Raw genomic sequence first — 13159 nt, forward strand, 5'->3', positions numbered from 1 at the left:
ATGAATCTGCGCCACGCCGTCCTGCCGATGCTGGTCGCGCTCGCCCTGCCTGCCGTGGGTGCACCGGCCGTTGCGGCCACACGCGGCCTGCAGCCGATGGACCTGGCGACGCTGGACCGCTACTCCTCGCCGACCCTGTCGCCGGATGGCCGATTGCTGGTGCTGGCGAAGCGCGTGGTCGACTACGACGCCAACAAGGCGTCGAGTTCGCTGTGGATCGAGAACCTGCTCGCGCGCGATGCCGCGCCACCGGTGCGCCTGACCCCGGAAGGTTGGAACGTCAATTCGCCCGCGTTCTCGCCCGATGGCAGCACGGTCTATTTCCTCAGCGGCAAGTCCGGCAGCTCGCAGCTCTACGCGATTCCGGCCGAGGGTGGCACGCCGCGCCAGCTGACCGATTTCGCACTGGACGTCGGCGGCTACCAGTTGTCGCCGGATGGCCAGCGCATCGCCTTCAACGTCGAGGCGTTCCTCGATTGCGGCAGCGACCTGGCCTGCAGCAAGGACAAGCTCGACGCGGTCGAGAAGGACCCCGCGACCGGCGTCGTGTACGACCGCATGTTCGTGCGCCACTGGGATGCATGGAGCGATGGCCGGCTCAACCGCGTGTTCGTCGCCGGGTTGCCGGACGGCGACACTCCGGTGACCACTGCGGTCGCCATCGCAACCGACGTGGTCGGCGACGTGCCCTCCAGGCCGTTTGGCGACAGCAGCGAGTACACCTGGGCGCCGGACGGCAAGTCGCTGGTGCTGAGCGCGCGCAAATCCGATCGCGGCGAGCCGTGGTCGACCAATTTCGACCTCTACCAGGTCAGCGCCGACGGCACCGGCGCAGCGAAGAATCTCACCGCCGGCAACCCGGCCTGGGATACCGGCGCGGTGTTCGGCGCCGATGGCAACACGCTTTACTACCGCGCGATGAAGCGCCCCGGATTCGAGGCCGACCGCCTGCAGCTGATGGAGCTCGACCTGGCCACCGGCAAGCATCGTGCGATTGCCCCGGCATGGGACCGTTCCGCCGACAGCATCGTGGTCTCCGAGGATGGCGAAACCCTGTACGTGACCGCGCAGGACACCGGCGAGCACCCGCTGTTCGCGGTCCACGTCGATAGCGGCGGCGTTACCGAGATCATCGGCGACGGCAGCATCGGTTCCGTCCAGCTCGAGAACGGCACGCTCGCGTTCACCCGCAACAGCATGGTCAGTGGCGCCCAGGTATTCGTCGGCGGCATCAACGGTGCGCCGGAGCGCGCGATCACCCCGAGCGCCGCGGAAATGCTGCCGGAAGTCGGCTTCGGCGAGTTCGAACAGTTCACCTTCACGGGCTGGAACAACGACACCGTCCACGGTTATGTGGTCAAACCGTGGAACTACGAGGAAGGCAAGCAGTACCCGGTCGCGTTCCTGATCCACGGCGGCCCGCAGGGCAGCTTCGGCAACGGCTGGAGCTACCGCTGGAACCCGCAGACCTATGCGGGGCAGGGCTACGCGGTGGTGATGATCGATTTCCACGGCTCGGTCGGCTACGGCCAGGCGTTCACCGACGCGATCAGCCAGCACTGGGGCGACCGTCCGCTGGAAGACCTGCAGAAGGGCTGGAAGGCGGCGCAGGACAAGTACGCGTTCCTCGATGGCGACAACGCCTGCGCGCTCGGCGCCAGCTACGGCGGCTACATGGTCAACTGGATCGCCGGCAACTGGCACACGCCGTCGTCGGGCGCGTGGAAGTGCCTGGTCAACCACGACGGCGTGTTCGACACCCGGATGATGGGTTTCGTCACCGAGGAGCTGTGGTTCACCGAGTGGGAGAACGGCGGCACCCCGTGGGAGGTGCCGGAGAACTTCGAGGCGTTCAACCCGAGCCGGCATGTCGCCGACTGGCGCGTGCCGATGCTGGTGGTGCACGGCCAGCAGGATTTCCGCATCCCGGTCAGCCAAGGCCTCGGCGCGTTCACCGCGCTGCAGCGGCAGGGCATCGAGTCGAAGTTCCTGTACTTCCCCGACGAGAACCACTGGGTGCTGAAGCCGCACAACTCGGTGCAGTGGCACGACACCGTCAACGGCTGGCTCGAGCAGCACCTGGGCCAGTAGCTTGACCGTTTGCGTCCCGCCCACGGGCGGGACCGGCGCTTGCAGGCGCGGCTCCAGCCGCGACCTCCACCCTCGGAGCAACGCATGACCCCAGCCGCATCCACCGCACTGATCACCAACGACGCCGTCATCCTCGGGCTGCTCGCCGTCACTCTCGGCGCGGTGTTCTGGACCGCATCGCGTCCGTCCGGCTTCTGGCACAAGTTCTACAGTTACGTGCCGGCGTTGCTGATGTGCTACCTGGTGCCTGCGATCTTCAACACCGTTGGCCTGATCGACAGCAGCGGGTCGGGCCTGTACCCGATGGCGCGCGATTACCTGTTGCCCAGCGCGCTGGTGCTGTTCTGCGTTGCGATGGATTTCGGCGCGATCGTGAGGCTGGGCCCGAAGGCGCTGATCATGTTCCTCACCGGCACCGTCGGCGTCATGCTCGGGGCGGTGATTTCCCTCGTGGCGATCGGCATCATCCACCCGCCGACGGTGGGAGGGGAGACCTGGCGCGGCATGACCACGATCGCCGGCAGCTGGATCGGCGGCGGTGCCAACCAGGCGGCGATGAAGGAAGTGTTCCAGGTCGACGCCAACCTGTTCGGCCAGTTCATCGCGGTCGACGTGATCGTCGCGTACTTCTGGATGGCGATCCTGCTGTTCCTGGCGCCGCGGGCCAAGGCGTTCGACCGCTGGACCGGCGCCGACGCGTCCGCGATCGAGAACCTGCAGCAGCGCATGGCCAGCTACCAGGCCGAGCATGAGCGCGTGCCTTCGATGAGCGACCTGATGTTGATCTTCGCCGCCGGTATCGGCCTGACCGGCCTGTCGCACCTGCTGGCCGATCCGCTGGTGGCCTGGGTGCAATCATTGCCGGCCGCGTGGAACCTGCAGGACTACAGCCTGGATTCGCGGTTCTTCTGGATCGTGGTGTTCGCCACCACCTTCGGCGTCCTGCTCAGCCTTACACGCGCGCGCCGGCTCGAGGGCGCAGGCGCGTCCAACATCGGTTCGGTCATGCTGTACGTGCTGATCGCGACCATCGGCATGCAGATGGACCTCAAGTCGGTGGTGGACCGGCCGATGCTACTGCTGCTCGGCGTGATCTGGATCAGCGTGCATGCCGCGCTGATGCTCGGCGTGGCCAAGCTGATCCGGGCGCCGCTGTTCTTCCTGGCGGTCGGCTCACAAGCCAACATCGGTGGTGCCGCCTCGGCGCCGGTGGTCGCAAGTGCCTTCCATCCCGCGCTGGCACCGGTTGGCGTATTGCTGGCCGTGCTTGGCTATGCGCTGGGCACCTACTGCGCGTACATCACCGGATTGATGCTGCAGGCGATCGCAACGTGATGCTTCTGTAGGAGCGACGTAAGTCGCGATTTCACTGATGCCCGGATTCGCCGTGCATTCGCGACCTGCGTCGCTCCTGCATGATCAGAGCCAGCGCGCGCGCTTGAACATGCGGTAGAGCACCGCGCACGTCACCGCGACCACGCCGATCAGCACCGCGTAACTCCAGCGCCCGGAGAGTTCGGGCATATGCACGAAATTCATCCCGTACCAGCTGGCGACCAGCGTCGGCGCGGCCAGCAGGGCTGCCCATGCGCCGAGCCGCTTGACGATCTCGCCCTGTCGCACCGTCACCAGCGCCAGGTTGACGCTCACCGCGGCGGTCAGCATTTCGCGCAGGGTGTCGGTGCTGTCGCTGATCCGCACGGCGTGGTCGTGGACGTCGCGGAAGTACAGCTGGATCTCCTCGTCGATCAGGCCGCCACGGGTACGCGCGAGGTGCCCGAGGATGTCCTGCATCGGAGCCACCGCCATCCGCAACCGGGTCAGCTCGCGCTTGAGGTCGTAGAGCTTCTTCACCGTGTGCTTGCGGAAGTCCTCGGCGAAGATGTCCTGCTCCAACGCGTTCAGCGCGGTGGTGAATTCGTCGACGATCGGCAGGAAGTTGTCGACCACCAGGTCGAACACCGCGTACAGCGCGGCGCCCGGGCCGTGTTGCAACAACTCGGGCTCGCGTTCCATCCGGGCCCGCGCGGGTGCGTAGCTGGTGGAGGCGCCATGGCGCACGGTAACCAGGTAGCGCGGGCCGATGAACAGATGCGTCTCGCCGAAACGGATGTGGCTGTCGACCGCCTGCGCGGTATGGATCGCGATGAACAGCGATTGGCCGTAGGTCTCGATCTTCGGGCGCTGGTGGGCGTTGCGCGCGTCCTCGACGGCGAGGTCATGTAGGCCGAACTCCTCCTGCATCTTGTCGAGGATGTGCTCGTCCGGCTCGTACAGCCCGACCCAGACGAAGCTGCCGTCGTCGATCGCAAGCACGTCGCTGATCGCATCGAGTTCGATGTCACGGCGGACGCCGTTGCGGTCGTAGGCCGCGCAGTTGACTACGCAGCGGGGCAGGTCGGGTTCGTCCATGCCCCGCATCGTGCCGACCATGCCTGCTCCCGGCAAGCACCAGGGCGGGCACTTGTAGGAGCGGCTTCAGCCGCGATCGAAAGGTGGCGCAGGCAACGATTCCAGATCGCGGCTGAAGCCGCTCCTACAGGTCCCGCGCCGGCTTGCGCCCCCATACCCACGCCAGCGCCGCATGCAGCGGAAGCAGCAATACGATCCAGTGCAGGTGCCGTTGCGGCAGCACGCTCAGCCAGTAGGCGAACAGCGCCACCACCGGGCACGCGGCCACCACCAGCAGCAGCCAGCGGAACCATGCCCACGGAGTCCGGCCGCGCAGCAATTGCCAGCCGCCCGGCAACAGCAACCAGCACAGCGGGTTGAACAGCAGCAGGTTGTGGTTGGCCCAGCCGAAGCGATGCGCGGTGCCGAGCCAGATGAACAGCATCAGCGCGGCGAGGACACCGGCCAGCGACCAGCCCGTCATGGCAAGCGCCGCCAGCACGCGCGGCTTGCGGCCGTGCAGCCACAGCAGGCCCGCGCCGATCACGACGCCGGCCAGCGCCCACCACCCCCAGTGCATGGCGGATCCGACGGGTTCCGGCGCCAGCCGGTGCGGCAGGATTTCGTACTCCTCGCGGACCAGCGGCCGGCCGTCGGCGAGCTTGATCTCACGCATCGAGTCGGCCAGCCGCATCGGCACGAAGGCCTCGTCCCAGCGCGACAGCGGTCGGTCGGCGCTCGGGCCGAGGCCGAGGTCGAAACCGAGCCACATCAACGGCGCAGGTGAGGCCAGGCGCATGGCTTCGCTGCGGTAGGTCGAGCCCCGCGAGCGGCCGGAAATCTGCCGGCGCAGTGCGCCGCCCACGGCCCGGTCGATCGCATCACGCACCCGGGTCGAGCAGTTGTCGAGGAAGTAGTCGTAGCGGTAATGCGCGTTTTCCGGGCGCGCATTCTCGGCCAGCGCGTCGGCCAGCGCCCGTGCGGCGTCGGGCTCGAGGTCGAGCCATTGCAGGCTGACGCCGCGGCCTTCGTCACGGTAGATCGCCATGTCCTGCTGGAACGGCAGCGCGACGAGCCGGTAGCGCATGTCGCCGCGGACGAAGCGGGCGATGAAGTCGGGCTCGGCGGGGTCGAAGAAGCCGAAGTTGTAGGACGTCGCATTGCCGGTGCCGGGGTCGAGCACGACCAGTGCGTTGTGGCCGAAGCGCTCCCAGAAGATCTCGCCTGGCTGCATCGTGACCACGCCGACCCGCGGCGCGGCGAAGGCGACGCCCGCGCCCAGCGACAACAGCGCCAGCAGCAACCATCGCATCACGCGCGCGCGCCGGCGCGCGGTGTCAGCCGTCACCCAGCACGCTCACGTGGAAGGCATGCACCCGCCGCGCGTCGGCGCCCGACACCCGGAACACGAAGTGGTCCAGGGTCAGTTCCTCGCCGGCTTCGGGCAGGTGGCCGATCGCGGCGATGACCAGTCCACCGATGGTGTCGTACTCGTCGTCGTCGAAATCGGCACCGAAGCGTTCGTTGAAGTCCTCGATCGGGGTCAGCGCATCGACCACGAACTGGCCGTCGGCCTGCGCGGCGATCAATGCGTTGGGATCCTGCGCATCGTCGTGCTCGTCGTCGATCTCGCCCACGATCTGCTCCAGCACGTCCTCGATGGTGAGCAGGCCGGCGACGCCGCCGTGCTCGTCGATGACGATCGCCATGTGGTTGCGCGACTGGCGGAACTCGCGCAGCAGGATGTCCAGCCGCTTGGATTCCGGGATCAGCACCGCCGGCCGCAGCAGCGCATGCACGCTGGCGGGGCCGTTGTCGGCCACGACGCCGCGCAGCAGGTCCTTGGCCAGCAGGATGCCGAGGATGTCGTCCTTGTCCTCGCCGTGCACGGGGAAGCGCGAGTGGCCGGACTCGACCACCAGCTTCATCAGCTCCAGGAACGGCGCGTCGGCCGGCAGCACGACCATCTGCGAGCGCGGGATCATGACGTCGCCGACCACCAGGTCGGAAACCGCGATCGCGCCTTCCATCATGGTCAGGGTGTCGGCGGCGATCAGTCCGTCGGCCTGCGCATCACGCAGCAACTCGACCAGGTCCTCGCGGGTGGTCGGTTCGCCGGACAGCGCCGAGCTGATCCGGTCGAGCCAGGAACGGCGCTTGTCGTGCCGTTCGGGCGCGTCGATCGACGCGGGATTCGGATGGGTACTACTGTCGTCCTCGGACATTGAATCATTCATGGATACGCCCGGGGGATGAGCGTCGGGGCGAGTCTAGCGCATCGGCGTGGCGCGGTTGCCGCTCAGTCCACCGCGAGGTACGGGTCGGCGATGCCCAGTGTGGCCAGTATCTCGCGCTCCAACTGCTCCATGCACTCGGCCTCGCGCTCGTCCTCGTGGTCCCAGCCAAGCAGGTGCAGGGCGCCGTGGACGGTCAGGTGGGCGTAATGGTCGTTGAGCCGCTTGCCCTGTTCACGGGCTTCGCGGGCGACTACCGGGGCGCAGATCACGAGATCGCCGAGCAGCGGCAGCTTGACCCCCTCGGGCAGGTCGGCGGGGAAGCTGAGCACGTTGGTGGCGTAGTCCTTGCCGCGGTAATGGCGGTTGAGCGCGCGGCCCTCCCTGTCGTCGACCAGGCGGACGGCGAGGTCGGCCTGGCGGATCCGGCCGTCCAGCGCGGCGGCGACCCAGCGGCGGAAACTCGTGGCGGCCGGGACGCCCGTGCGCGGCAGGCCATAGCTGACGGAGACATCAAGGACGGTCGGGCCGTGGGTCATGGTGGTTTTCCTGGGCGGGTCCGGCTCAGCCGGCGGGACCGGTCTGCGCATCCTGGGCGTCGCGCGCGTCGTACGCATTGACGATGCGGGCCACCAGCGGATGGCGCACCACGTCGCGCGATTCGAAGAAGGTGAACGAGATGCCGTTGACGTCGCGCAGCACATCCAGTGCGTCGCGCAGGCCCGACTTCTGATGCTTGGGCAGGTCGATCTGGGTCATGTCGCCGGTCACCACCGCGGTGCTGCCGTAACCGATGCGGGTCAGGAACATCTTCATCTGCTCGATCGAGGTGTTCTGCGCTTCGTCGAGGATCACATAGGCATCGTTAAGCGTCCGTCCGCGCATGTAGGCCAGCGGGGCGATCTCGATGACGTTCTTCTCCAGCAGCTTGACCACCTTCTCCACCCCGAGCATCTCGTACAGGGCGTCGTACAGCGGGCGCAGGTAGGGGTCGACCTTCTGGGTCAGGTCGCCGGGCAGGAAGCCGAGTTTTTCGCCGGCCTCGACTGCCGGGCGCACCAGCACCAGCCGCTGCACCCGCGACTCGTTGAGCGCCTCGACCGCACTGGCGACCGCGAGGAAGGTCTTGCCGGTGCCGGCCGGGCCGATGCCGAAATTGATGTCGTGGGTGGCGATCGCGTGCAGGTACTTGGCCTGGTTGGCGCCGCGGCCGCGGATGGTGCCGCGCTTGACCCGGATGGTGACTTCCTGCGGCTCGATGTCCTCGTTGACCATCTGCTCGGCATCGATCCCGGTCAGGGCCAGGTGGATGGCGGGCTCGTCCAGCACCTCGCCCTCGGCGTCATCCCACAGGGCGCGGATCAGCTTCCCGGTCTTTTCCACCATCGGCTTTGAACCGGTCAGGCGGTAGACGTTGCCGCGGTTGGCGACCTCGACTCCGGTACGCAGTTCGATCATGCGCAGGTGCCCATCGAACGGTCCGTTGAGGTTGGCCAGGCGCTCGGCGTCGGGCGGGTCGAGGGTGAACTCGGACGTGGTGCGTGAAGGCATCGGGCGATGGGGCTTCGGGGGGCACGCCAGCTTGCGCCTGCCCGGTGTTTTTCGCAAAGTGCGGTGGAATCCATCGAACGGGGCAGGCGATGCAGATCATCCGGAATGCGGCGGTCTCAATGAAAGTCGGGCGCGGTCGCGGCCTGCTGTTGGCAGCGGCGTTGCTGGCGGCATTGCCGGCGATGGCAGCCGAAGTCACCGTGCTGAGTGCGAAGGACATCCGCACGATGGACGCGCGGCAGCCGCGCGTGCAGGCGATGGCGTTCGATGACGCCGGTGAGATCCTCGCGCTGGGTGATACCGGCGAGTTGCTGGGCCGCTATCCCGACGCCGGGCGCATCGACGCCGGCGAGGCCACCGTCATCCCGGGATTGATCGACGCCCACGGCCATGTCGCCGGCCTCGGCACCACGCAGATGCAGGCGGACCTGGTCGGCGCCACCAGCAAGGAGGAAGTGCTGCAGCGATTGCGCGCGTTCGCCGCCGGCCTGTCGGACGGAGCCTGGCTGCTGGGCGGTGGCTGGGACCAGAACGACTGGCCGGAGCGCGCGTTCCCGACCGCCGCCGACCTCGACGCCGCGTTTCCCGACCGCCCGGTCTGGCTGTCGCGCATCGACGGCCACGCGGGCTGGGCCAACAGCGCCGCGATGGCGGCCATCGAGCGCGACCTGAGTGCCAATGGCGGGCAGGGTGACTGGCAGCCCGATGGCGGCCGCATCGTGCGCGATGCGCAGGGCGAGGCGACCGGCATCTTCGTCGACGGCGCGATGTCGCTGCTGGATTCGGCGGTCCCGCCGATGGATGCGGCAGCCCACGAGCACGTGCTCGCGCTGGGCATGCGGATGGCGGTCGAGCACGGCCTGACCGGAGTGCACGATGCCGGCGTTTCCCTGCAGCAGTTGCGCGCCTACCAGGCCTTGGCCGACCGCGGCGAGATGCCGCTGCGCATCCACGCGATGGCGGATGGCGACGGCGAGGCACTGGCCTGGCTGTGCGAGAACGGCCTCTACGAACACCCGGGCGGCCGCCTGCAGATGCGCGCGGTCAAGCTGTACATCGACGGCGCGCTCGGCAGCCGTGGCGCAGCCCTGATCGAGGACTACAGCGACGACGCCGGCAACCACGGCCTGCTGATGATGTCGCCGGAGCAGATGGTCGATGTCGCCACGCGCGCGAAGGGGTGCGGCGTGCAGGTCGCGACCCACGCCATCGGCGACCGCGGCAATCGCGTCGTGCTCGACGCCTACGGGCAGGTGCTCGGCGACGATGCCGGCACCGATCATCGCTGGCGCATCGAGCATGCGCAGATCCTGACCGAGGCCGACATACCGCGGTTCGCCGCGCTCGGCGTGATCGCCTCGATGCAGCCGACCCACGCGACCTCCGACATGCCGTGGGCCGTTGACCGCCTCGGCCCGCAACGCATCCAGTGGGCCTACGCCTGGCGCAAGTTGCGTGATGCCGGCGCGCGGCTGGCGCTGGGTTCGGACTTCCCGGTCGAGTCGGTCGATCCGCGATTGGGCCTGTACGCCGCAGCCACCCGCACCGACGCCAAGGGCGCTCCTGCGGGCGGCTGGCTGCCGCAGGAAAAACTCACCGCGTGGGAGGCCTTGCGCGGATTCACCACGGACGCCGCTTATGCCGGTTTCGCCGAGGACCGCGTCGGCAGCCTGGCCGTCGGCAAGCGCGCCGACTTCGTGCTGCTGGCGCAGGACCCGCTGGCGATCACCCCGTCGCAACTGGACGACCTCGACGTGCTGGCCACCTATGTCGACGGCGAGGCGGTGTACCGCCGTCCCTAGCGCGCACCAAGTGCCGGATCGCGTGGCAACCGACCACGCCGGCCTTGCGACGGCGTAGTCGTTTCGCCGTCAGCGATGTCGCGTGTGGGCCAGTTGGCGGGCAATCAGCACCAACCCCAGGATTGCCAGCACGACGCTGCCGCCCAGCCAGGCCCAGGCGATCACGTTGGGTTCGAACCGCCCGTCGTCGAAAGCGCGCGCGTGGAACTGCAGCAGTCCTAGCGCCGCGATCGCGCAGAACCACAGGCCCAGCGCGCAGCGGCGGAGCAGGGTGTCGGGCGGTGGGGGCATTGCGGGCTCCAATCAGGATGGAGACAAGCGTAAATCAACTATCTGGACGGCTGGCTCGGGCGGTCGCCAGAACCCCGCCTCCTGTAGGAGCGACGTAAGTCGCGAACGCACGGCGACTACGATTCGCATCGAAATCGCGATTTACGTCGCTCCTACACAGGCCCGGCCTTTGTTGCTTTTCGATTCGGCCCCTCAGCCGCCGACTTCCACCACCCGCCCACGCAGCGAGTTGCTCATCGCCTCGGTGATCACCACGTCGACGAACTGCCCGATCAGCCGCGGATGCCCGGCGAAGTTCACCGAGCGCATGTTCTCGGTCTTGCCGGTCAGTTCATTGGCGTCGCGCCTGGACGGCCGCTCGACCAGCACCCGCTGCACGCTGCCGACCATCGCCGCACTGATGCGGGCGGCGTTGTCGTTGATCGCCGCCTGCAGCCGCGACAGCCGCGCGTGCTTGTCGGCGTCGCTGGTGGCGTCCTCCAGGTCCGCGGCCGGGGTGCCGGGGCGACGCGAGTAGATGAACGAGAACGACTGGTCGAACCCCACGTCCCCGATCAGCTTCATGGTCTTCTCGAAATCCGCGTCGCTCTCGCCGGGGAAGCCGACGATGAAATCCGACGAGATCGAGATGTCCGGCCGCACCGCGCGCAGCTTGCGGATCTTCTGCTTGAATTCCAGCGCGGTGTAGCCGCGTTTCATCGCGCTGAGCACGCGGTCGGAACCCGACTGCACCGGCAGGTGCAGGTAGTTGGCCAGTTCCGGCACGTCGCGGTAGGCCTCCACCAGCGAGTCGGAGAACTCCAGCGGATGCGAGGTGGTGAAACGGATCCGGTCGATGCCGTCGATCTGGGCGATGGTGCGGATCAGCAGCCCGAGGTCGGCCACGTCGCTGCCATCCTCGCCGGCCATCGGTCCGCGGTAGGCGTTGACGTTCTGGCCCAGCAGGTTGACCTCGCGCACGCCCTGCGCCGCAAGTTGCGCGACCTCGACCAGCACGTCCTCGAACGGCCGGCTGACTTCCTCGCCGCGGGTATAGGGAACCACGCAGAAGCTGCAGTACTTGGAGCAGCCCTCCATGATCGAGACGAACGCGCTGGGCCCCTCCGCGCGCGGCTCGGGGAGGCGGTCGAACTTCTCGATCTCGGGAAAGCTGATGTCGACCTGCGGCCGCCCACTCTCGCGGCGCTCGCGGATCAGCTCCGGCAGCCGGTGCAGGGTCTGCGGTCCGAACACCAGGTCGACATAGGGCGCGCGCTTGACGATCGCGCTCCCCTCCTGGCTCGCCACGCAGCCGCCGACGCCGATCAGGACCGGTTTGTCGCCGTTCTTGAGCGACTTCCAGCGACCGAGCTGGCTGAACACCTTTTCCTGGGCTTTTTCGCGGATCGAGCAGGTATTGACCAGGATAACGTCGGCTTCTTCGGCGTTCGTGGTCAATTCAAGGCCGTCGCTGGCGGCCAGGACATCGGCCATCTTGGCCGAGTCGTACTCGTTCATCTGGCAGCCGTGGGTCTGGATGAACAGCTTTCCCCGGGCGGGGGCGAGGGTGTCGGTCATGTCGGTTCCGGGAGGAGCGGCGGTTAATCCGCGCCGGAGTGGGCAGGCGCGCCCGGGGAGGGCAGGAACGGGATAGTCTAGCGGCTGCCGCGGCCGTGACGGGGACTGGGTCGCGTTTCCGGAATCAATGACTTGGCATTGCCGGCACGAAAGGGGAGACTCGCGCACATGAGGGGGGGCATCGCTCTATTCGCACTTGCATGCCTGCTGGTCGCCACGCCCGTGGTGGCCGGCACCGTGTACCGCTGCGACAGCCCCGACGGCGTCCGCAGCTACGTCAGCAAGCGCGTTCCGGGCGCCAGGTGCAGCCCGATCAGCAGCTACACCGCCAGCCGGTCGTCCGGCGTCGCGAAAATCAGCGCGCCCAGCACGCCGAGCGTGCCCGACGCATCGGTCGGCAGCGCCACCCCGGCCCATGCCACCGAAGGTTCGCCGGCGGCCGTTGGCAGCGGCTCGTCCATCACCCTGACCAATGCCGCCCCGGTCAACGCGGTCAAGCCCGGCACCTCGGGCTCGCGGCGGGTCCAGGGCCAGGTCTATTCCTACATCAAGGACGGCGTCCGCCATTACACCAGCGAGCGGCCGAAGGGCGTTGCCCGCGCCAGCGCGGTGCGGACGATCAAGTACAGCTTCCTGGAGACCTGCTACGCCTGCGCGGCCAAGCCGGGGGTGAACTTCGGCAACGTCCGCCTCAACACCGAGGCCTACCGCGACGAGATCGCCGCCGCCGCCGCGAAATACGGCGTCGAGGAGGCCATCGTGCGGGCGATCATCCATGCCGAGTCCGCCTTCAACCCCAATGCCCTGTCCCGGGTCGGCGCCCAGGGCCTGATGCAGCTGATGCCGGCGACCGCCCGCCGGTTCGGCGTCAGCAATGCGTTCGACGCGGGCCAGAACATCCAGGGCGGGGTCGAGTACCTGGCCTGGCTGCTGAAGCGGTTCGACGGCAACCTGACCTACGCCGCGGCCGGCTACAACGCAGGCGAGGGCAACGTGGACAAGTACAACGGCGTGCCGCCCTTCAGCGAGACCCAGCGTTACGTGCAGCGCGTGGGCGTGCTCGCGGAGCGGTACCGCGCGGCCCGATAGGTGTTCCGGTGGGCCGCGGGATGCCGTTGCGGCGGCATGGGGCGATGCGTCCGGATTGTCGGGTCGTTAACCGTTCCGTTACACTTCCCCGTCTTTGAGCCGCCAGCCGACGCCAGTGGCGCCGGATCGGTGCGGTGAAACTTTGATATTCAA

11 protein-coding genes are annotated in these 13159 nt (G+C 67.9%); 4 read left to right on the plus strand and 7 right to left on the minus strand.

What is annotated here, in order from left to right:
* Complete coding sequence (locus tag ACT9AS_RS09335) at positions 1-2091, plus strand: prolyl oligopeptidase family serine peptidase (RefSeq protein WP_445099875.1); 2091 nt, start codon at positions 1-3, stop codon at positions 2089-2091.
* Between the two features lie 84 nt (positions 2092-2175).
* Positions 2176-3426: a DUF819 family protein gene (locus tag ACT9AS_RS09340; protein WP_445099876.1), complete on the plus strand. Its 1251-nt coding sequence runs from the start codon at positions 2176-2178 to the stop codon at positions 3424-3426.
* A gap of 84 nt (positions 3427-3510) precedes the next feature.
* Here ACT9AS_RS09340 and corA read toward each other — a convergent pair whose 3' ends face one another.
* The 5 genes from corA to ACT9AS_RS09365 form a co-directional block, all read right to left on the minus strand.
* Positions 3511-4512, minus strand: coding sequence for a magnesium/cobalt transporter CorA (gene corA, locus ACT9AS_RS09345; protein WP_445100341.1), 1002 nt, complete (start codon positions 4510-4512; stop codon positions 3511-3513).
* A 115-nt stretch (positions 4513-4627) separates the two neighbouring features.
* Positions 4628-5794, minus strand: coding sequence for a lipoprotein N-acyltransferase Lnb domain-containing protein (locus ACT9AS_RS09350; protein WP_445100342.1), 1167 nt, complete (start codon positions 5792-5794; stop codon positions 4628-4630).
* A 25-nt stretch (positions 5795-5819) separates the two neighbouring features.
* Positions 5820-6707, minus strand: a complete 888-nt coding sequence (locus ACT9AS_RS09355) for a transporter associated domain-containing protein (RefSeq protein ID WP_445099877.1) — start codon at positions 6705-6707, stop codon at positions 5820-5822.
* A 74-nt stretch (positions 6708-6781) separates the two neighbouring features.
* Complete coding sequence (ybeY, locus tag ACT9AS_RS09360; protein ID WP_445099878.1) at positions 6782-7255, minus strand: rRNA maturation RNase YbeY; 474 nt, start codon at positions 7253-7255, stop codon at positions 6782-6784.
* Between the two features lie 25 nt (positions 7256-7280).
* On the minus strand, positions 7281-8267 hold the full coding sequence (locus tag ACT9AS_RS09365) for a PhoH family protein (protein WP_445099879.1): 987 nt from the start codon (positions 8265-8267) through the stop codon (positions 7281-7283).
* A gap of 119 nt (positions 8268-8386) precedes the next feature.
* On the opposite strand from ACT9AS_RS09365, the gene ACT9AS_RS09370 reads away from it, so the two are divergent.
* On the plus strand, positions 8387-10069 hold the full coding sequence (locus ACT9AS_RS09370) for an amidohydrolase family protein (RefSeq protein WP_445099880.1): 1683 nt from the start codon (positions 8387-8389) through the stop codon (positions 10067-10069).
* A gap of 69 nt (positions 10070-10138) precedes the next feature.
* Here ACT9AS_RS09370 and ACT9AS_RS09375 read toward each other — a convergent pair whose 3' ends face one another.
* On the minus strand, positions 10139-10360 hold the full coding sequence (locus tag ACT9AS_RS09375; protein WP_445099881.1) for a hypothetical protein: 222 nt from the start codon (positions 10358-10360) through the stop codon (positions 10139-10141).
* Positions 10361-10552: 192 nt separating this feature from the next.
* Positions 10553-11917, minus strand: coding sequence for a tRNA (N6-isopentenyl adenosine(37)-C2)-methylthiotransferase MiaB (gene miaB / locus ACT9AS_RS09380; protein ID WP_445099882.1), 1365 nt, complete (start codon positions 11915-11917; stop codon positions 10553-10555).
* Positions 11918-12085: 168 nt separating this feature from the next.
* Between miaB and ACT9AS_RS09385 the strand changes: the two genes are divergently transcribed.
* On the plus strand, positions 12086-13006 hold the full coding sequence (locus ACT9AS_RS09385; protein WP_445099883.1) for a transglycosylase SLT domain-containing protein: 921 nt from the start codon (positions 12086-12088) through the stop codon (positions 13004-13006).
* Positions 13007-13159: the final 153 nt, after the last annotated feature.

This window comes from Lysobacter sp. F60174L2 (genome assembly GCF_052547135.1).